The organism is Hyphomicrobium sulfonivorans (assembly GCF_013306565.1).
In the GTDB taxonomy this organism is placed as follows: Bacteria; Pseudomonadota; Alphaproteobacteria; order Rhizobiales; family Hyphomicrobiaceae; genus Hyphomicrobium_A; species Hyphomicrobium_A sulfonivorans.
The window spans coordinates 941336-962040 of sequence record NZ_PZPO01000001.1 but is presented as its reverse complement, the minus strand read 5'-3'; the positions used below and the strand labels follow the sequence as shown (position 1 = coordinate 962040).

The following is a 20705-nucleotide window of genomic DNA, read 5'->3' as shown; positions in this document are numbered from 1 at the left end:
CACTTACGGCTTCATGCCGGGCGCGGCCAAAAACTGATTGAGGCCGCCCTGCCCGTTCATGGGCAGAGGCGGCAGCGGGACTGCCGATGCTCAAACGCTTTCTAATCACCCTTCTTATTCTTGCCGCCTTCATTGGCGGCCTGGCGTATTTCCAGTTCGTCTTCAAACCGAAGATGATCCAGGAGTTCCTGAGTTCGCAGCGCCCGCCGCCTGCAACCATCACCGCCGAAGCCGCCAGCACCGCAGAGTGGGCCGAGCGCCTGCCCGCCATTGGCACGCTGATCGCATCGCAGGGCGTCGAGATAGCCGCGCAGGTTCCCGGCATCGTCACCGAGTTGCATTTCGAAAGCGGACAGGACGTTGCTGCGGGCACCAAGCTGGTGCAGCTCGATATCTCAGTGGAGCTGGCCGATCTTGCCAGCGCTGAAGCGGTTTTGCGCGAAGCCGAGTTGTCGTTCAAACGTCAGTCCGACCTTCTGACCAAGTCAGTTGCTTCCGCCGCCAATGTCGATACGGCCCGCGCCAAGCACGATAGCGCAGTGGCTTCGCTGAACCGCATCAAGGCTCTGATCGCGCAGAAGACCATCATCGCCCCGTTTTCCGGCAGGCTTGGCATCCGCCACGTAGAACTCGGTCAGTACATCTCGCCCGGTCTAGCGATGGTTTCGTTGCAGGCGCTCAATCCGATCTGGGTCGATTTCCCGATGCCGGAGCAGAACGTCGATAAGCTGAGTGTCGGTCAGACCATCGAACTGACGGTCGATGCTTATCCCGACAAGGTGTTCCAGGGCACCATCTCGTCGCTTGATGCGCGCGTGGCCAAGGATACGCGTACGCTGCTGGTGCGTGGCACAGTGCCCAATCTTGAAAGCGAGCTGCTGCCGGGCATGTTCGCCAACGTGACAGTGCTGGCCAGCGGGCCACAGAACTTTGTCACCGTGCCACGCACGGCCATCACCTACAGCCTCTACGGCGACAGCATTTACGTGCTGAAGCCCGCCGAGTCCCAACCCGGTCAACCGACCCCCGCGCCCGATGCGAAACCGGTCTTCACAGTTGAGCGCCGGTTCGTCACCACCGGGCAGGTGCGCCAGGATCGCGTTGCAGTTACTTCGGGTCTGACCGCCGGCGAGCAGGTCGCAACCAGCGGCCAGATCAAGCTCACCAACGGCGCGCTCGTGACAGTTGACAATTCGCAAGCGCCGGCACCACCGGCCGAGCGGCCCTATCAATAAGAGCGGCCCATGGCATTCACCGACATCTTCATCCGCCGTCCGGTTCTTGCGACGGTTGTCAGCCTGCTGATCCTGCTGATCGGCCTGAGCGCGGCGTTCAATTTGCAGGTGCGGCAGTATCCCGAGCTGTCGAACACGACGATCACCATCACGACGGCGTATCCCGGTGCGAACGCCGATGTGATCAAGGGGTTCATCACCATCCCGATCCAGCAGGCGGTGGCGAGCGCGGAAGGCATCGACACGCTCACCTCCACCTCGCGCCAGAATGTCAGCTCGGTGACGCTCAACCTGCGCCTCAACGCCGATCCTGATCGCGCCGTCACCGACGTTCTGTCGAAGGTCAATCAGGTGCGCAGTGTGCTGCCTCCCGAGGCGATGGACCCAGTTGTGGTGAAGCAGACCGGTGAATCGACCGCGCTGATGTATCTGTCGTTCAACAGCGACGTGCTGTCGTCATCGCAGATCACCGACTATCTCAGCCGCGTTGTGCAGCCGAAGCTGCAAACCGTCGATGGCGTTGCCAATGCGCAGATCCTTGGCGGCCAGACGTTCGCGATGCGCATCTGGCTCAACCCGCAGAAGATGGCCGCACTTGGCGTAACGCCATTGCAGGTCCGCGCGGCGCTGGCGGCCAATAACTTCACAACCGCAGCAGGCCAGATCAAGGGCGACTTCGTCCAGACGACCATCAACGCCGAGACCTCGCTCGCCAGCGCCGACGCATTCGGTCAGCTCGTTGTGGCGGCGCGTGGCGATGCATTGGTACGGCTCCATGACATCGCCGAGATTTCGCTTGGCGCAGAAGACGTGAACTCCACTTCTTCATTTGACGGCCTGAAGGCGGTGTTCATTGGCATCTTTTCGACGCCGACCGCCAATCCGCTGACCGTCATCGCCGACGTTCGCAAGGAATTTCCAGCCATCGAGGCTGAATTGCCGCCCGGCATGTCCGCCGCAATCGCCTACGATTCCACCAAGTTCATCGACGCCTCGATCTCCGAAGTCCGCAAGACGCTGGTCGAAGCAGCGGTCATCGTTATCGTCGTGATCTTCCTTTTCCTTGGCAGCCTGCGCTCGACACTGATCCCGATCATCACCATCCCGCTGTCACTCATCGGCGTCATGTTCGCGCTGCTGGCGCTCGGCTACTCGCTCAATCTGCTCACCCTGCTGGCCCTCGTGCTGGCGATCGGCCTGGTCGTCGACGACGCAATCGTGGTGGTCGAAAACATCCACCGCCACATCGAGGAAGGCCTGTCGCCTTACGATGCTTCCATCGTAGGCGCGCGCGAGATTGCCGTTCCCGTCATTTCGATGACCATCACACTCGCCGCTGTTTACGCACCTATCGGATTCGTCTCCGGCCTTACCGGATCGCTGTTCCGCGAGTTTGCGTTTACGCTGGCCGGCGCGGTGATCGTGTCGGGTGTCATCGCATTGACGCTTTCGCCAATGATGTGCTCGAAACTTCTCACCTCCGAGCTGTCGTCAGGCCGGTTCGTGAAATTCCTCGACCACACGTTTGACCGCCTGAAACAGCGCTACCAGCGCCGCCTTACACGCACGCTGGACTATCGCCCCGTGACCATCCTCGTAATCGTCGGCGTCATTGTCGCCACGGCGCTGATGTACGTCACGGCACAGCAGGAACTGGCGCCGGAAGAAGATCAGGGCATTCTATTCAGCCTCGTGAAGACACCACCGGCAACCAACATCGACTATCTGGAGCAGGTGACCGACCACCTCTACGAGGTGTTCCAGACCGTGCCCGAGAAAGAAAACGTCTTCTCGATCAACGGCATGGGCGGCGACGTAAATCAGGCCTTCTCCGGCATTCTGTTCAAGCCGTGGGAAGACCGCACGCGCACCCAGTCGCAAATTCTGCAAGACCTGCAGCCCAAGGTGAATGGCATCGCCGGCGGCCAGATCCTTACCTTTGGCGAGCCATCGCTGCCGGGCTCAACCGGTGGGCCGCCGATCCAGTTCGTCATCACGACAACATCGGATTACGAGCAACTTGCGCAGGTGTTGGAGAAGATGAAGGAAGAGGCACTGCAAAGCGGCCTGTTCATCTTCGTCGATACCGACCTGAAGTTCGATACGCCGCAGCTTGAGCTGAAGATCGACCACGCCAAGGCCAACAGCCTGGGCATCACCATGCAGGACATCGGCGCGTCACTGGCAACGCTGTTGGGCGGTAACTACGTCAACCGGTTCAATCTCTATGGCCGTAGCTATCAGGTGGTCCCTCAGGTTCCGCGCGACTTCCGCCTCGAACCGGACTGGATCAAGCGTTACGAGATCAAAACGTCGTCGGGCGCGATGGTGCCGCTATCGACCATCGTCGAGATCAGCGAAAGCGTGCAGCCAAATGCGTTGACCAGCTTCCAGCAGCTCAACTCGGCAATGCTGCAGGGCGTGCCCTTCCCCGGCCGCACCGTCGGCGAGGTCATCGACTTCCTGAAGACAAAGTCGAAAGAGGTGTTTCCGGAGTCATTCTCCTATGACTTCCAGGGCGAGAGCCGCCAGTACGAACAGGAAGGCAGCCAGCTCGTCATCACCTTCATTTTCGCGCTGATCGTCATCTATCTCGTGCTGGCCGCGCAGTACGAAAGCTTCCGCGATCCGCTGATCATTCTCATCGCGTTGCCCACCTCGATCTTCGGCGCACTGATACCGCTGACGTTCGGCCTCGCGACGATGAACATCTACACGCAGATCGGCCTCGTCACACTCATCGGCCTCATCTCCAAGCACGGCATCCTGATGGTGGACTATGCCAACCATCTGCAGGCTTCGCAGGGCATGGGGCGCCGTGAGGCAATTGAGGAAGCCGCGGCTATCCGTTTGCGACCCATTCTGATGACGACGGCGGCAATGGTGATCGCAATGGTGCCGCTGATTTTCGCTTCGGGCGCCGGCGCTGCGTCGCGCTTCGCCATCGGCATCGTCATTGCCTTCGGCATGACGATCGGCACGCTGTTCACGTTGTTTGTGACGCCTGCGGTATACACCTACATCGCGCGCGAGCATCGCCGCGACGCTTCAGATGCGTCGCCAGATACCAATCCGGCGACACCTCACTAAGCTGAGACGATGCCGATTAGTATGACAAAGACCGACGCGGACACACCCGCGTCGGTCTTTTTTTATGCCGTCGGGCGCTGCTCACGCCGCATTGCCAGCACGCCGTGGCGCGGCGCGAACAGAAACGCCAGCACAAACGCAAATGCCTGCACCAGCACGATGCATGGGCCCGTTGCACCGTCGATGTGGAAGCTGAGCAGCGTTCCAATAACGCATGAACCGATCGCAACCGCGGCCGCAATCATCAGCATGCGCGAAAAACGATTGGTCAGCAGATAGGCCGTTGCTCCGGGGGCAATGAGCATCGCAACAACAAGGATGATGCCGACCGCCTTGATCGAAGCAACGATCGTCAGCGCCAGCAGCACTAGAAGCCCGTAATGGATCACCGAGAGCGGCAATCCCACCGCCCGCGCCTGAGCCGGATCGAAACAATAGAGCAGCAGGTCGCGCCACTTCGCGATCACGATAAGCAGCGTTATTCCGGCGATGATGCCCACTTCGACAAGATCGCGCGGCGTGATGCCCAACATGTTGCCGAACAGAATGTGATTGAGGTGCTGGTCAGTTTCCACCTTTGAAAACAGCACCAGACCGAAGCCGAACATGCCGGAAAACACGATGCCCATCACCGTATCTTCCTTCACGCGGCTGTTCTCCTTCAGGTAGCCGGTTGCTACCGCGCAGAATAGCCCGGCCGCGAACGCGCCAATCGCCAACGGCAGCCCCAGCACAAACGAGAGCACGACACCCGGCAGCACCGCGTGCGAAATGGCATCGCCCATTAGCGACCAGCCCTTAAGCACCAGATAGCACGACAGCACCGAGCACACCGCGCCGATCAGAACGGCCCCCAACAGCGCCCGCTGCATGAACGCATAACCCAGCGGCTCGGCGAAAAAGCTCCACACCTCGCTCATGGGATTGCCCCCTCAGACGAAGCGGACGACTGGCGACGGCGCCCGGCCAACACGCCATGCTTGGGCGCCAGATAGAACGCCGCCAGAAACAACAGCGTCTGCAGCGTGACGATGACGCCGCCGGTTGCGCCGTCGAGAAAATAGCTGATGTAAGCGCCAAAGAAGCTCGTTCCCGCTCCGATAAGCACACTCAGAATAATGAGGCGCCCGAACCGATCCGTGAGCAGGTAGGCTGTAGCCCCCGGCGTCACCACCATGGCGATCACCAGACACGCGCCCACCGTTTGCAACGCCGCCACCGTGCATGCCGCCAGCAGCGTGAAAAACACGATCTTCAGCGCGAACGCGTTGATGCCAACTGTGCGGGCATGGGTTTCATCGAAGAACACAACCACCAGGTCGCGCCATTTCGCGATCAGGATCGTCAGCGAAACCGCAGCAATAATGATGACCTGGATGACGTCTTCATCCGAAATGCCGAGAATGTTGCCCAGCACGATCGTCTGGATACTGACCGAAGTGGGGTAGATTGAAGCCAGCAGCAAACCAGCTGCAAAGAAGGTTGTGAAAACCAACCCGATTACCGCGTCTTCGCGCAGGCGAGTGCGCTGCTTTACAAGCGCCATGCCCAGCGCCGCCAGCATACCGGAGATGAACGCGCCCGCCGCATAGGGCAGTTGCAGCAAATAGGCGCCGGCAACGCCGGGAACCACCGCATGCCCCAGCGCGTCGCCCATCAGCGACCAGCCTTTGAGCATGAGAAACGCTGACAGGAATGCGCACACCGCGCCGACAAGCGCGCTGACGAACATTGCTTTCAGCATGTAGTCATAGAGAAACGGGGCGATCAGTTCCTGCATCACGCGCCCTTGTCCGTACGTCGCAACGGTTCTTCCTCGGGGCCGCCCTCGCCGTAGTAAACCACCGGGCGTTCATCGTCCGTCAGCACCGTTACGCTACGCGCATCGTGGTCATCGTGGAGATCACCACCCTCAATGCGGAAGCTGCGCAGCACGCCGCCAAATGCCCGCTCCAGATTCTGCGGTGTGAAGGTGGTTGCAGTTGGCCCGGACGCAAGGACAGTCCGGTTCAGCAGCACGACCTGATCGCAGAAATCCGGCACGCTGCCCAGATTGTGCGTCGAAACCAGCATCAGATGACCGCTGGCGCGCAACTGCCGCAACAGCTCGATGATGGCCGTTTCGGTTTTCACGTCGACGCCGGTGAATGGCTCATCCAGCAGAATGACCGGCGCTTCCTGCGCCAGTGCCCGGGCCAGAAACACGCGCTTTTTCTGTCCGCCCGAGAGTTCACCGATCTGATGGTGGCGAAACCGGAGCATGTTCACGCGCTCCAGCGATTCCGTCACCTTCTCTTTGTCCTTGGCTGTGGGGATGCGCAGAAAATTCATATGGCCATAGCGGCCCATCATCACCACGTCTTCCACCAGCACGGGGAAGTTCCAATCGACTTCCTCGCTCTGCGGAACGTAGGCAACACAGCAACGCTTCAACGCCTGATTGACGGACAGGCCACAAATGCGAACCTGGCCGCGCGAAGGCGTCACGAAGCCCATGATGGCCTTGAAGAGCGTAGACTTGCCGCTACCGTTGACGCCGACGAGCCCGCAGATTGTGCCGGCGCCAAGTTCGAACGTTGCATCCAGCAGCGCTGTAACCCCGCTGGGATAGGCGACGGTGACGTCGCGCACCGATAACGATGCGACGACGCCTTCTGCTCCGCTCGCTCCCGCCAGAAACACCGGAGCAGAACTCATAAACCGAAGCCCTTGGCTACAGTTCCAACAGTCGTTTCAAGCAGGTCGAGGTATGTCGGCACCGGGCCACCCTCTTCGCTAAGGGAGTCGACGTAAAGCACGCCACCATAGCGCGCGCCGGTTTCCTTGGCGACCTGCCGCGCAGGCTTGTCGGACACGGTGCTTTCACTGAACACCACCGGAATGCCGTTCTTGCGCACCTCATCGATCACACGACGGACCTGTTGCGGGCTGCCCTGCTGATCGGCATTGATCGGCCACAGATAAAGTTCGCGCAGATCATAATCGCGGGCGAGATAGCTGAAGGCGCCCTCGCTCGTCACCAGCCAGCGCTGACCTTCCGGAATGCCGGCCAGACGCTCACGCAGCGGCTTGTCGATCGCTTTGATGCGCTCCGAATAGGCGGCAGCGTTGCGGTTGTAGACCTCAGCGTTATCCGGATCGCGCTCAACCAGCGCCTTGCGAATATTCTCAACGTAGATCAGCGCGCTGCTGGGCGACATCCAGGCGTGCGGGTTAGGCTTGCCCGAATAGGCGCCTTCGGTGATGCCCATCGGCTCAATGCCGTCGCTCACTACCACGCTCGGAACATCGCTGATGTTCTGGAAAAACTTCTCAAACCAACGCTCAAGATTGAGCCCGTTCCACAGCACCAGATCGGCGGACTGCGCCTTCACGATGTCACCGGGCGTCGGATCGTAATCGTGAATTTCAGCACCGGGCTTGGTGATCGATTCGACGACCGCAGCATCGCCGGCCACATTCTTGGCGATGTCAGCGATCACCGTGAATGTCGTCACCACTTTCAGCGGTTTGTCGCGCGCGGCCTGTGATTGCGTTGCGACGCCCAACGTAACCGCCGTCACAAGCAATGCCGCAGCTCCGGCGAACATTCTTCTATTCAACCGCAATGGCGATCTCCGATCCTCGAGGTTGCATCTAGCACCAGCCTGGCGCGACGGGACGCGCTCCGAAACCAGCAAAGCCATACCTCTTTATTGCAAATGATTGTCATTAGCAATTGATCAATGCAAAGACGCAGCCTGCAACGTGGCTGGCCGTCGTCGCCGCCGTTGAACACAGCGACGACCGCTCGCGCCAACTGGAGAGAGAGAGAGAGCGCGCACGGTGCCGCACACTCAACCCACCTGTGCGGATGCCATCTTGTACGCGGTTTGTGTCAGGAGACGTGCGTGGACGCTTCAGCGTCCTCGCCCAGGTCGCCGAAGAAGACCATGGCCGATTTGCCAACCTTCTTGGCGCGATACATGGCGATATCGGCGTTGCTCAGGATCTCCGGCGTCGCGACACCATCCGATGGAATGAAGACGACGCCTATCGAGACACCGACATCATGGCCGATGCCATCCACCCAAATCCTGTTGCTCAACGAAGCAAGCAAGCGTGCACCCAGCGCTTCAGCCCCTGCGCGGTCCACATCGTTGACCAGCATTGCAAACTCATCGCCACCCAGCCGCGCCAAAAGGTCGGAAGGGCGCGTGATGCGCTTGAAGCGCTCGGCGACGACCTGCAGGACACTGTCACCAATGGTATGGCCGAACGTGTCGTTGACGCTCTTGAAGTCGTTCAGATCGAGCAAAAAGAAAGCATGCTGACTATCTGGATCGTGCGTCTCGTTTAGCCGTTCCAGCACAGCGCGCCGGTTGGCCAGATCCGTAAGCGGATCGCGTAGCGCCTGCTTGCGCAACTCCTGCATCTGCTGGTCGATCACAACTGCGCGTTGGCTCTCAACCCGGGCTTCGCGCAGCCGCCGAATAACGAAGGCAACAACGCAGATCGCAAGCAGGCACGTCAGGCCAATGGCCTCAGCCACAGTTACGCGCTGCTCTTCAAGGCCCGAAACACCTGTGAAATAGAAGAGGTCGAACTCGATGCACAGCAGCAGGCCGACTGCGAATATGCTCGCAACCAGCAAAGCATCATGGAGGCTCGTCCACGGATTACTGGCAATGGCTCTCCACATGGAGTTCCTATTCGTCACGAGGTCCTCCATGACCGGATATGAAGCCAACGTACACGACGCAACTCAAGAAACTGTAAAGTGCAGTGGAGGGCCCAGGATATTCGCGACCTGCGGCACCTCCTGAGGCTTGAGCCACCGCCTGCACACGCTTGCGTCGAATCAGATAAGGCGCATTCCTTGACGTTGCAAAACGCAGAGAGCGGGACTTAGGGAGCGTGGCGAGAGCAGGACTAAACCGGCTGGCCGCATGCTGCACGGTGGCGCTGCTCGCGCTCGCCGGCGGCAGCCCTGCTGCAGGGTCGCCCTACAACGCACAGTGCTGCGCCGACCTCGAACGCCGCATCGCCGATCTTGAGGAGCAGGCGGCCAGACGCGGCAACAAAACCGTTTCAGTGACGGTGACCGGGCTCGTCAACAACGCAATTCTGGCCTGGGACGATGGCGCCGAAAGCAACGCCTACGTCGTCACCAACGACAACCAGCGCTCTCGATTCAGTTTCGTCGGCAGGGCTAGCATCACACAGCAGCTTGAGGCGGGGTACGCACTGGATATCGGCCTGCGGGCCGCGAATTCAAAACTGGTCACGCAGCTGAACGACGGCGATCTGATTGCGCCCGGGTTTAATCTGCGCAGTTCCGTCTGGTATCTCCGCCATAAGCAATACGGTGCCATTTTCGTCGGCAGCACGTTCGCCGCTTCCGACCGCATCGCAAATTCCAACGTCACGCAGACAAGTGCGTTCGACCAGTACTCCGCCCCGGAAAACGCCGGCCTCGGCATGTTCCTGCGGTCGAGCGACAACGGCCTCATGACCCACAGCCTGCTCAACTGGCGTCGCATCATCGGCGCGGGTGGCGACCAACCCGGCGAGAGCCAGCGCGGCTTCAATCAGATCAAGTACGTTTCGCCGACATGGAACGGACTGACATTCGCGTCCGACTGGGTGTTCACCGATTTCTGGGATGTCGCATTGCGCTATCGCGAGCAAATCGCGGGCTTCGATGTTGCAGCCGGCATCGGCTATCTGCAGCTCACACCGAACTCACACACGCGCAGTGTCTGCCCTTCCACCTTCATCACCAACATCGCCGATTCAACAGCCTGCCAACAGCTCCGCGGATCAATCAGCGTAAAGCACATGGATACCGGCCTGTTTGCAAACATCGGCGCCAATCACACTTTCGACGGCATCGCCGCCAAGACCAACCGTTATGAAAACAGCGGCATCAACAGCGGTCAGAGTTTTCTTGCCGCGCAGGCCGGCATTGAACGCCAGCTGACACCACTTGGAAACACGACGCTGTATGGCAGCTACTATACGTTTGATGGTGGCGCTGCATCGGTGCTTCCGGTTGGCCCCGGCGATCCGCTTAACCCGACTGGAACCGGCACGTGGGGCGTCTGGCATTCCAGCGTTGAAATGTGGGGCGGTGGGCTGGCTCAAGGCATCGACGATGCCGACATGATCCTTTACCTAACCTATCGACACGTCAGCGGTGACCTGACACTGCGGGAGCTGCAAGCGGGCGCAGCAACGGGCGCGATAGCACGCTCGCCCATCGACAGCCTGCAACTATTTCTGAGCGGCGCCGTCATAAAGTTTTGAGTTCGATTGTCGTACGGCCGAACTCTGATTTACGCGCCGATCGGAAGTCTACCCCTGCGCCTCGGCCAGAACCTGCGCAATCGTTTCGGCTGTCTTGCGCATCTCGTCGTCGGTCAAGGTCGGGTGCACGAGGAACATCAGACTGGTTTCACCCAGCTCGCGCGCAATCGGCAGTCCGTCGACTGGCCGCAAGCCGGTATCATCAAACGCGCGCTCCAGATAAACCTCGGAACACGATCCTTGATAGCAGGGGACACCTCGGGCAACGATCTCGCTCACAATGCGATCGCGCGACCACCCATCAGCCAGATGCTCCGGACGCACGTAGGCATAGCACTTGTATTGCGCATGGCGATTACCGGTGTTGCTGCCCGCCAGCGTCGGCACGCGCACGACACCGTTGGCGCCGGAGAATGCTTGCAGCGCGCCGTGAACGATAGCTGCGTTGCTCTCCCGGCTACGCGTCCACTCATCCATCAGGCGAAGCTGGTTGCGGCCAAGAACTGCCTGCATCTCGCACATGCGCCAGTTCGTGCCAAAGCTTTCATGCAGCCAGCGGAAGCCCGGCGGATGCGCGCGCTCATACACGGCTTCCCAGCTCTTGCCATGGTCCTTGAATGACCACATGCGGGACCACAATTCGCGATCGTTAGTGGTCACCATGCCGCCTTCGCCGCCGGTGGTCATGATCTTGTCTTGGCAGAACGACCAGGCACCCACATGGCCAATCGTGCCAACAGACCGGCCTTTGTAACGGGCGCCGTGCGCCTGCGCGCAATCCTCAATCACCTTCAGCCCGCGCCGTTCTGCCAGTTCCATCAGCGGATCCATATCGCAGGGCCAGCCGGCGAGATGCACGGGAATGACGGCCTTCGTTTTCGGCGTCAGCACCGCTTCAACGGTTTCGGCTGTGATATTGCCGCTGTCCCTGTCGACCTCGGCAAATACCGGCGTCGCCCCGGCGTTCACCACACAGCTGATGGAAGCGATAAACGTGCGCGGCGTGACAACAACCTCGTCACCCGATCCAATGCCCAGACCGTACAAAGCCAGATCCAGCGCCAGCGTTCCGTTGGCGAGCGCTATTGCATGCCCAGCGCCGCTCCATTCGGCGAACTCGCGTTCGAACTCGCGGCCTTCTTCACCGGTCCAGTAGTTGACCCGGTTTGAGCGCAGCACACGCGAGACGGCCTCAATGTCCTGTTGGGAAAATGACGGCCAAGGGGAAAAGGGCGTATTGAGCATGGTGCACTTCAATTATTGACGATGTTCAGGCGCTAGCCGTGCAGGGACGCCGATGTAGGTTCCGGCCGAGGTAAGATCACAGACAACCGCAGCGCCGACGCCGATCAATACATCGTCTGCGATGCGCACGCCTTGCCTGACTGCACACCCGGTGCCCAGCCATGCGCGTGCGCCGGTGATTACGCCCCCTGAAAGCGTGGCTCCAGGTGCAACATGGGATGCTTCACCAATTACGCAATCATGGTCGATGCGCGCCCCGGTATTGATGATGCAGGCGTTGCCTATACTGGCTCCAGCATTGATGACCGCGCCGGCGGTGACGACGACGCCATCTCCCAGCTTGGCAAAGCGGCTGACCACCGCAGACCTGTGCACCAGCGTCGGCATCGCGAACCCTGCACTCCGGAGCGACGTGAACAATCTTTGACGGCGTTGATTGTTGCCGATCGCAACGCAAGCCAGCGGCCATTCTTCCAGCAGGGTTTCGGCCAGCTGCAGCGGCCCCAGAACCGGAATCCCCATATCGACATCAGGCGTCTGCGGCGCGTCATCCAGGAAGGCAATGGTGCGGAAGCCCAGCTCCAACGCAACGTCAGCCACAACCCGGCCGTGCCCGCCTGCCCCGAGAATCAGCAGCCCGCGATTCATGTCGTCGGCTGTTCCTTCCGGGTGCCGGTGAATTTCGGCATCGTCGCTTCGCCTTCAGCCGATACGCCCGTGCGTTTCAGCACCATCAGCACTGTAAGTCCGATAATCCGCAGATCCAGCAACGCCGACCGGTTGTCCACATACCAGACATCAAGGTCAAACTTGCTCTCCCAGGACAGGGCGTTGCGGCCATTGACCTGCGCCCAGCCCGTAAGGCCGGGCCGCACTTCCTGACGACGGGCTTGATGGGCGCTGTAAAGAGGCACGTACTCCATCAGCAGCGGGCGCGGGCCGACGAGACTCATGTCGCCCTTCAGAACATTCCAAAGCTCAGGCAGTTCGTCGATGCTGGTTGCCCGCAGAAACCGCCCGGCAGCCGTAAGCCGCTGCGCATCCGGCAGCGGATTGCCATCAGCATCCAGCTTGTTCGACATGGTGCGGAATTTGACGATCTCAAACGGTTTGCCGTTCAAGCCCGGACGCCGCTGACGAAACAGTATGGGGCGCCCCATCGAGCAAGCGACCCAGATGGCGCCAATCAGCATCAACGGGGCGAACACGATCCCGCCTGCCAGCGCGCCAACGATGTCCATAAGCCGCTTCAGCATTAAGGGTCTTCCGGTTTCGATTTCGTTCGACCGTCGGACCTTCGCATCATCTTACATTTCAGATCAATGATGCTTCCGCTCTGGAGCGGATGAGCTACCGGAAATCACACTCCAGCGCCACGCTGGCTGGCCTCGCGCAGCATACCGACCACATCTTCGGGGACCGTGGCGGGGCAGGACGCCAACTTGCCCACTCTTCGCCTGAGCGAGCGGGTCCGGCACGTGCTCGTCGTACAGCGTTCCCGACGACGCCATCACTGCTTAGCGTCACGAGGGACGGGCGGAGTCGGACAGGCCGATCGAGGGAGCACTGTCAGCTGACGCCTTGCACAACAGCAGCCCAAGGCATAGCTGATGCAGCTTTGGCGGACGAAAAGCTTGCCGCTTCGAGGCCCGTGGCAGAATGCAGGGGCTTTGGCCGCCTCTCTGGGTGCCATCCAAGCCGGCGGATAGGACCGGGTCCAACCACCCGAAGCCTGGACCCTAGCTACCCAAGAGGGCCGGGCAGGCTCTGCGGCAAGCCAAAAATGGCATGCCGCCGAACCAACGCCCGTCTCGCCCGAAACCCGGCAGTAGCGCCACCGAGTTTCGGGCTAAGGTCTGGCGCGCAGGGATTAGTATCCCGGCGGGCACCAGGATTCAGTGGCGGACTTGCAGGACACGGGGAATGCCTTGACCATCTTCTCAGCAGCAGCCCATTCGGACTTCGAAATGCTGCTGTTGTTGTTCTTGTCCATAGCCTGGAACTGCGGAACCGGGTCGATGCCCAGCTTGCCAGCGTTGGCTTCCCACTCGGTCATGGCGATCGTGCCGCTGCCGTCGGTGTCGATTACCTTGAACTGCTCAGACCAGTCAGCGGCGATTGCAGCCGAACCAGAAAGCGCCAGAGCAGCAGCGATAGCGACCCATTTTTTGGCCATTGCGTTTTCTCCCTACATATTCGCCGGGCATTGCGCGCGACGTTCAGTCGCCGAATTTTAGCGACCTTATAACGGGCACCTTGTCGCGACATTTTATCAATGGCACACGTTCCAAATCCGGCCGGGACATACTGGTAGGAGGTGCCAAAAGCCCTGAATTCAGTAACATTTTGTTGCTGGCTTTTAGTGATGCGACTTTTTGCGCTGCACTAAAAAACGCAGCTTTTTTCACCTGATTAGCAGGCGCAAAAAAGTCCGACCGCAGACGGATCCGCGGCGATCAACGAGAAAAATGAAGAGGTTCTGAAAAGCTATCTGTGAAGATAGTGGCGCACCGGGGAAGATTCGAACTCCCGACCCCCAGATTCGTAGTCTGGTGCTCTATCCAGCTGAGCTACCGGTGCTTGTCTGCGATTTAAGGGGACGCAGCGGCCCAACAACACATGCTCGGCGAGCATTGCGCTGCCGAAGTGCGACACTACTAATCGCTACCGGCGCCAGACGCAAGGGGCTTAACAGCACGAATTGCGACAGCATGAAAATGCCGCAGAATTGCTGGCTCGCCATCGGGCTGACGCGCGCTCTTTGCTGCATCCGCACAATGCTGCTGACCCAGAGCGAACCTGAAGAGAGCCTAGACCACGCTGCGATCCGGGATCTCGAACTGGAACGCGGCCCCGGCCTCGGTTTCCAGCAATCGCACCTGGCCACCGTGCACCCCCACAAGCTCCGCCGTAATGGCAAGCCCCAGCCCCGTACCGCCCTTGCGCTGCGAGCCTGTGAAAGCCTCGAACAGATGTTGGCGCGCCTTCACCGGCACACCCGGCCCGTTGTCGCGCACCTCGACGATGACGCGGCGTCCTTCGCGCCGGGCACGGACACTGATTTCTCCCCGCTCTCCCCGCACCTGGTCGGAAGGCCCGGCCAGGGCCTCGACCGCATTTCGGGTCAGGTTCGACAGGATGCGGAACAGATGCTCTCGGTCGGCGTCGATCCGCAGATTGTCGTCGACGTCGAATCGCCAGCCGATGTCCTCACGCGGCAGCCCCAGCGCATCGCCAACCTCGGCAACCAGCGGCTTGAGGCGCAGAAGATCACGCCGGGGCGCTGCTTCCTCCGCACGCCCGAAGCGCAGCGTGTCGGTGCAGAAGCTGATCGCCCGGTCCAGTGAGGCAATCAGCTTGGGCGCAAACCGTTGCACGGTCGGATCAGGAATTGCCGTCAGGCGATCTGACAGAAGCTGCGTATTGGCCAGCATGCCCCGCAGGTCGTGATTGATCTTGCTCACCGCCAGGCCCAATTGCGCCAGACGCGTCTTTTGCAACAGCGCGCCCGAGAGTTGCTTTTGCATTTCAGCCAACTCACGCTCGGCAATCCCGATCTCATCATGCCGGCCCGATGGCACGATGATGCGGGCGGGGTCTTCCGGCGCCTGCCCGAAATGCACCATCGCTTCGGTGATGCGCATCATCGGCCGCACCAGCAAGCGGCTCAGCGCGAAATAGACCAGCGCTGCTGTCAGCAGCGAAATGACAGCCGAAACCGCGAGAATATTCATCGCGTAGGTTTTCAGCGCCGCCTTGAGCGGAGCCTCGGGCATAATCACCTCGACGAGGTCATCCCGGTTGTCACCGATGCTGCCCAGCACGCGGATGACGCGGCCCTCAGGCGCAACCAGCGCGCTCAGCGCATCGCCCACCTGCTCGAACTTCAGCTTAACGTTGTCCCACCAGCTTTCTGGCTGCTGGCGCAAATCGAAGTGCGAGTGGATCGCCACCTGGGGATCGACCGGCAACACCAGCCGGCGCACACCGTGCCGTCGTGAGGCTATCGCCTTCACTTGGGCGGTGCGCAACATCTCGGCGCGAAGCCCAGCCGGTACATCGCCGCCCGGATAGCCTTCGGCTGCAAGGGTCGCGAGTTGGGCTGCGGTTAAACGCTGGTTGAGCCAGTCGACGCGGAAGGTGGAAATGGAAGGCAGAAAGATCAGCACTTCGGCCAGCATGACGAACAGGCCGGTCAGGAGCAGAAGCTTGCCCGGCAAGCCGATATAGCGCCAGCGCTTCAGATAGCCCGGCTTGCGTCCCGTCAAACCATCGACACGACCTGGCCCAGCCTCCTGGGGGCTCCCCGCCTCATCTTTCAGCTCGCGGAGCACGCGCTTCCTTTCACTGCCCGTAACTCATCGGATCTTAGCAAGCAGACCTATAAACTTGCGTAAGGCCGGGCTCGCCAGATTAGCGGCATAGTAACTGCTGGCCACACGCTTGTTGATCTCGCCCAGCGTTGGCGATGGCAAGTTCCACCTGACCATAGCCTTCATGTCGAGCCCACGCGCGATTGCCAATGCCCATGGCTGGATGAGTTCGCCCGCGCTGGCGCCAGCAATTCCAGCGCCCAGAATGCGGCCCGTCGTCGTGGTGACGACCTTCACGTGCCCCGCCGCAATTCCCTCGGCCTGCGCGCGTTCATTCTCGCGATAGGGCCAGCGCAGAACATGGATTTTCCTGTTGCGCTTTTTAGCTTCGTCTTCCGTCAGGCCGACGTAGGCGAATTCCGGTTCGGTGAAGACAGCCCGCGCAAGCAGGCTGGTATCGACACTTGCGGGCACGGCCATTAGCGCACGCGAAATCACGACAGCGGCATGATGCTCCGCCGTGTGAGCATGCAACGGCGACCCGGTGACCGCTCCAACCGCAAAAACGCGCCGGTTGCTGGTTCTCAGGCCACTGTTGAGCTGCAGGCCGTTCGCGTCATGACGGATGCGCGCAACATCGAGCCCGAGATTATCGATCGCTGGCTTGCGTTCAGCAGCGATCAGCAGGTGGCTGCCTTCAACAACATGCTGCTCGCCGTTCACGCTGACCTTGACGCGAACGCGGCCGAGATCGCCTTCCACCGCGTCCACATTCGCGCTCTGGTGCACGCCGATGCCTTCTTCGCCCAGCCGCTCAAATACCGCCTGCGTAAGCTCGGCGTCTTCATCCGGAAGTATCGGCTTGCGATTTAATACGATGACATTCGCGCCCAGCCGACTGTAAGCCTGGGCAACCTCAAGCCCCGCAGCGCTGCCGCCGATGACAATCAGGCTGTGCACCGGCATGATGTTGTCGAGGATTGAATCCGTGGTGAAGTAAGGTGTGTTCTGCAGACCGGAAATTTCCGGCATCGACGGTGCGGTGCCCGTGGCGATGACAAAACGGCGAGCCTTGATGCGATGTTCGCCCGCCTGCAATGTGCGCCGGTCTATGAACCGCCCGGCCGCCTGAATGACCCGCACACCAAGGCCGGCAAATCGCTCCGGGGCGAAATTGGGCGCCACCTTTCCGACCGCTGACGAAATATAGGCGTGCACCGCCCGCATATCGACGACAGGCTCAGCGCCGGTAATTCCCTTCATCCCGGCAGTGCGGATAGCATGGGCTCGGCTGGCCGCCGCAGCCAGGGCGCGCAATGGAATGCACCCTGTGTTCAGGGCCTGGCCACCAAATCGCTGGCCTTCCACCAGCACCACCGTGCGGCCCAGCGCTGCAGCCGAGGTGGCCACCGCCAGACCGGCAGGGCCTGCACCGATCACGCAGATATCGGCGTTAACTACTTCGCCGTGCTCCTCCGGGGCATTCACCAGCGCGTCCCCGGACTGAGATGCCGCCATTTCCATGCCCCCCGAAGTTTCCTGCCCACGTTAAGGTCAGTCGCCATCCCACAGGAGACCGCCAACTTCCCCCATATGTTATCGGCATATCAGGTTTGCCATTTCCCAGGCTGAGGCGCATCCGCTTTGCTGACTGAAGCGTGGATTAATCTGCCATCAGGCTGTACGTTGACTTGCGCGCGGCCAGACCGTATAAGCCGCGCCTAATCCTTGAAGCTTTGCGCTCCCGGGCTTGACCGAAAGGTTGGCAGGGGTGCTTGTTTTTTTACTGCGGACTTTGGAGCTGTATCGTGAAGCGCACTTATCAACCAAGCCGGCTCGTCCGCAAGCGTCGCCACGGCTTCCGCAAGCGGATGCAAACCGTTGGTGGCGTTCGCGTGCTGGCACGTCGCCGCGCAAAGGGCCGCAAGCGCCTGTCGGCGTAATCTGGTGGGGCAAACGCTCCAGCAGTCTTTGTGCGTAGTCCTATCTGGGTTCTGCGCCGTGGCACCACCTACCTTAAAAAAACGCAGAGAATTCCTCTGGGTTAGAAACGGCCGCCGCCACAGTGCGGCCGCTTTCGTTCTTGAAGCACGCCCCCGGCAGAATGTCGCAGGGGCGAATGCTGAAGCACGTTTCGGCTACACCGTTTCCAAGAAAGTTGGCGGCGCCGTTGTACGCAATCGCGTGCGGCGGCGTTTGCGTGCGCTCACCGCCGCCCTGGCGCCCGAGCAGACCCTTCCCGGCTTCGATTATGTGCTGATCGCCCGCTCCGCCGCCGTGGAGCGAGATTTCACCGCCCTGAAAAACGATCTGGATGTCGCGCTGGCGCGCGTTCACCAACCCTCGGGGCAAAAACGCCGGGGTTCGAAGAACCCATGATTTCCGGCTTTGCGTTGAGGTGCTCTCGGGGTATTTGCACATGCTCTCCCCAGCAAGTGCGCCTCCAGGCGCGCTGGACGCGAGTGACCGCCGGCTCCATGGGCCGAAACAGACGGCGCTGAGGACCGATGCAGTGAAAGATCCCGATCACCAGAAGAATCTCATCCTGGCCGTCGTCCTGTCGATGATGGTGTTGCTCGGCTGGCAGCTTTTCTATGCTGGCCCACAAATGCGCGAAGAGCAGCATCGCCAGCAGTCCCAGCGCGAACTGAGCCAGCAGCCTGAACAGGCAGCTGGTGCTGCCAGCAGCAAGGACGGTTCCGTTCCAGCCGCTCCGGCTGCCGCCGGAGCAGTTCCAGGTGCGGGTGCACCCGTCGCCGCCAACCTGCCACGCGCAGACGCCATCGCGCTGTCACCGCGCGTTGAGATCGACACGCCTTCGCTCAAGGGCTCGGTTGCCCTGCGCGGCGGTCGCTTCGACGACGTCGTGCTGGTCAAGTATCACGAGACGGTGGACCCCACGAGCCCGAACGTCGTGCTGTTCTCGCCCAGCGAAAGCCAGCATCCGTACTTTGCGGAATATGGCTGGGTTCCCGCCGCGGGCACCGACACCAAGGTTCCTGATCGCGACACGCTCTGGCAGCTTGCCAGCGGCAGCACCCTGACACCGTCGTCACCGGTATCGCTCATCTGGGAGAATGGCCAGGGCCTCACCTTTACACGCACAATCTCGGTCGATGACCGCTACATGTTCAAGATCGTCGACGAGGTCGAGAACAAGTCCGGCGCAGAAGTGGCGCTGGCACCGTATGCGCGCGTCCATCGCTACGGCACGCCGAAGATCGAGAACAACTGGATCCTGCACGAAGGCCTCATCGGCGTCATCGGCAAGCAGGGCGAGCAGCGTGCCAGCTATGCCGACGCGCGCGACGAGCCGACCCGCGTTTTCGATCCTGCCATCGGCGGCTGGATCGGCTTCACTGACAAATACTGGGCCGCTACCGTCATTCCCGACCAGACGGCTCAGTATCGTGCGCAGTTCTCCGGCAACATGCCGAAGCTGCCCAGCGAACAGCCATCCTATCAAACCGACTATATGCGCGACGCCATCCGCGTTGCGCCCGGTGCGAAGGCCGAAGTTGAATCGCAGCTCTTCGCCGGCGCGAAGCAGATGCAGCTTCTGCAGCACTACCAGAACACCGGCATCCTTCAGTTCGACCTGCTGATCGACTGGGGCTGGTTCTTCTTCATCACCAAGCCGCTGTTCCAGTTGATGGAGTGGATCAACTCCCACGTCCATAACTTCGGCATCACCATTCTGATCCTGACCGTGCTGGTGCGCCTCGCCTTCTTCCCGCTGGCCAACAAGCAGTTCGCTTCGATGGCCAAGATGAAGAAGCTGCAGCCGCAGATGGAGCAGATCCGCGATCGCTTCAAGGACGACAAGGTCCGGCAGCAGCAGGCGCTGATGGATCTTTACCGCAAGGAAAAGGTGAACCCGGTCGCCGGCTGTTTGCCCATCCTGTTGCAGATCCCGGTGTTCTTCGCACTGTACAAGGTGCTGTACATCACCATCGACATGCGGCACGCGCCGTTCTTCGGCTGGATCAAGGATCTCTCTGCACCCGATCCGACGTCGATCTTCAATCTGTTCGGACTGCTGCCCTACTCGGTACCCGAGTTCATGCACATCGGCATCTGGCCGCTGATCATGGGCGCCACGATGTGGCTGCAAATGCAGCTCAACCCGCAGCAGCCTGATCCGATCCAGCAGAAGATCTTCAACTGGATGCCGGTGCTGTTCACCTTCCTGCTGGCCTCGTTCCCGGCCGGCCTGGTGATCTACTGGGCATGGAGCAATACGCTCTCGCTCGCCCAGCAGTACTACATCATGAAGAAGCAGGGCGTTGAGGTTCACCTGGCGGGCAACCTGTCCCGCCAGTTCAAATCCCTGGCCTCGACGGCTGAAAAGGGCGCTGGCCTCATCAAGAAGCGGCCCGACAAGAAATAAGAGCGAAGCGCGCAATCAAAGCGCTTCACACCACCTTAAAGGCGCTCCGCTTATCAATCGGCGGGGCGCCTTTTGATTATGGGCATCAGCGATCGCATCGCTAGAATGCGTCGCGGGCCGCGCAACGTGAGTTGCTCCAACGTC

The 20705-nt window shown here is 60.7% G+C and carries 17 protein-coding genes and 1 tRNA gene; 6 read left to right on the top strand and 12 right to left on the bottom strand.

All coding sequences use genetic code 11. The features are described 5' to 3' along the window. Nucleotides 1-86: 86 nt before the first annotated feature. Together C6Y62_RS04475 and C6Y62_RS04470 are read left to right on the top strand one after the other, a co-directional pair. Nucleotides 87-1235, top strand: coding sequence for an efflux RND transporter periplasmic adaptor subunit (locus C6Y62_RS04475; protein WP_173952911.1), 1149 nt, complete (start codon nucleotides 87-89; stop codon nucleotides 1233-1235). A 9-nt stretch (nucleotides 1236-1244) separates the two neighbouring features. Then, nucleotides 1245-4325: a MexW/MexI family multidrug efflux RND transporter permease subunit gene (locus tag C6Y62_RS04470; RefSeq protein ID WP_173952910.1), complete on the top strand. Its 3081-nt coding sequence runs from the start codon at nucleotides 1245-1247 to the stop codon at nucleotides 4323-4325. A 62-nt stretch (nucleotides 4326-4387) separates the two neighbouring features. Here C6Y62_RS04470 and C6Y62_RS04465 read toward each other — a convergent pair whose 3' ends face one another. The 5 genes from C6Y62_RS04465 to C6Y62_RS04445 all read right to left on the bottom strand — a co-directional run bounded on the left by C6Y62_RS04465 (nucleotide 4388) and on the right by C6Y62_RS04445 (nucleotide 9006). Next, a complete protein-coding gene (locus tag C6Y62_RS04465; protein ID WP_173952909.1) occupies nucleotides 4388-5245 on the bottom strand; it encodes a metal ABC transporter permease in 858 nt (285 codons plus the stop codon). Next, nucleotides 5242-6105 carry a metal ABC transporter permease gene (locus tag C6Y62_RS04460; protein ID WP_173952908.1) on the bottom strand — a complete coding sequence of 288 codons (864 nt, stop codon included), beginning with the start codon at nucleotides 6103-6105 and terminating at the stop codon, nucleotides 5242-5244. Before C6Y62_RS04460 ends, C6Y62_RS04465 begins: the two co-directional genes overlap by 4 nt. Continuing rightward, complete coding sequence (locus C6Y62_RS04455; protein ID WP_173952907.1) at nucleotides 6105-7022, bottom strand: manganese/iron ABC transporter ATP-binding protein; 918 nt, start codon at nucleotides 7020-7022, stop codon at nucleotides 6105-6107. The genes C6Y62_RS04460 and C6Y62_RS04455 overlap by 1 nt, the downstream gene beginning before the upstream one ends. Then, nucleotides 7019-7915, bottom strand: coding sequence for a metal ABC transporter substrate-binding protein (locus C6Y62_RS04450; RefSeq protein ID WP_173952906.1), 897 nt, complete (start codon nucleotides 7913-7915; stop codon nucleotides 7019-7021). Before C6Y62_RS04450 ends, C6Y62_RS04455 begins: the two co-directional genes overlap by 4 nt. 287 nt (nucleotides 7916-8202) lie before the next feature. After that, nucleotides 8203-9006 carry a GGDEF domain-containing protein gene (locus C6Y62_RS04445; protein ID WP_173952905.1) on the bottom strand — a complete coding sequence of 268 codons (804 nt, stop codon included), beginning with the start codon at nucleotides 9004-9006 and terminating at the stop codon, nucleotides 8203-8205. 215 nt (nucleotides 9007-9221) lie between these two features. Between C6Y62_RS04445 and C6Y62_RS04440 the strand changes: the two genes are divergently transcribed. Further along, complete coding sequence (locus C6Y62_RS04440; RefSeq protein WP_173952904.1) at nucleotides 9222-10613, top strand: hypothetical protein; 1392 nt, start codon at nucleotides 9222-9224, stop codon at nucleotides 10611-10613. Between the two features lie 48 nt (nucleotides 10614-10661). Here the strand turns inward: C6Y62_RS04440 and C6Y62_RS04435 are convergent, their stop codons facing one another. The 7 genes from C6Y62_RS04435 to C6Y62_RS04405 all read right to left on the bottom strand — a co-directional run bounded on the left by C6Y62_RS04435 (nucleotide 10662) and on the right by C6Y62_RS04405 (nucleotide 17689). Continuing rightward, nucleotides 10662-11858, bottom strand: a complete 1197-nt coding sequence (locus C6Y62_RS04435) for a DegT/DnrJ/EryC1/StrS family aminotransferase (protein WP_173952903.1) — start codon at nucleotides 11856-11858, stop codon at nucleotides 10662-10664. 12 nt (nucleotides 11859-11870) lie between these two features. Continuing rightward, nucleotides 11871-12506: an acetyltransferase gene (locus C6Y62_RS04430; RefSeq protein WP_173952902.1), complete on the bottom strand. Its 636-nt coding sequence runs from the start codon at nucleotides 12504-12506 to the stop codon at nucleotides 11871-11873. Further along, nucleotides 12503-13114, bottom strand: a complete 612-nt coding sequence (locus tag C6Y62_RS04425; RefSeq protein WP_068459648.1) for a sugar transferase — start codon at nucleotides 13112-13114, stop codon at nucleotides 12503-12505. The genes C6Y62_RS04430 and C6Y62_RS04425 overlap by 4 nt, the downstream gene beginning before the upstream one ends. A 614-nt stretch (nucleotides 13115-13728) precedes the next feature. Further along, a complete protein-coding gene (locus C6Y62_RS04420; protein WP_173952901.1) occupies nucleotides 13729-14034 on the bottom strand; it encodes an EF-hand domain-containing protein in 306 nt (101 codons plus the stop codon). Nucleotides 14035-14361: 327 nt separating this feature from the next. Next, nucleotides 14362-14438 (bottom strand) — tRNA-Arg (locus tag C6Y62_RS04415). A 230-nt stretch (nucleotides 14439-14668) separates the two neighbouring features. Next, entirely contained in the window at nucleotides 14669-16192 is a 1524-nt protein-coding gene (locus tag C6Y62_RS04410; RefSeq protein ID WP_338074300.1) for a sensor histidine kinase, read from the bottom strand. A 24-nt stretch (nucleotides 16193-16216) separates the two neighbouring features. Continuing rightward, nucleotides 16217-17689: a dihydrolipoyl dehydrogenase family protein gene (locus C6Y62_RS04405; protein WP_173952900.1), complete on the bottom strand. Its 1473-nt coding sequence runs from the start codon at nucleotides 17687-17689 to the stop codon at nucleotides 16217-16219. A 290-nt stretch (nucleotides 17690-17979) separates the two neighbouring features. On the opposite strand from C6Y62_RS04405, the gene rpmH reads away from it, so the two are divergent. The 3 genes from rpmH (at nucleotide 17980) to yidC (ending at nucleotide 20561) form a co-directional block, all read left to right on the top strand. Further along, entirely contained in the window at nucleotides 17980-18114 is a 135-nt protein-coding gene (gene rpmH, locus C6Y62_RS04400) for a 50S ribosomal protein L34 (RefSeq protein ID WP_068459654.1), read from the top strand. Nucleotides 18115-18172: 58 nt separating this feature from the next. Next, on the top strand, nucleotides 18173-18550 hold the full coding sequence (gene rnpA / locus C6Y62_RS04395; protein ID WP_173952899.1) for a ribonuclease P protein component: 378 nt from the start codon (nucleotides 18173-18175) through the stop codon (nucleotides 18548-18550). A gap of 133 nt (nucleotides 18551-18683) precedes the next feature. After that, a complete protein-coding gene (gene yidC / locus C6Y62_RS04390; protein ID WP_338074301.1) occupies nucleotides 18684-20561 on the top strand; it encodes a membrane protein insertase YidC in 1878 nt (625 codons plus the stop codon). The last annotated feature ends 144 nt before the right edge of the window (nucleotides 20562-20705 follow it).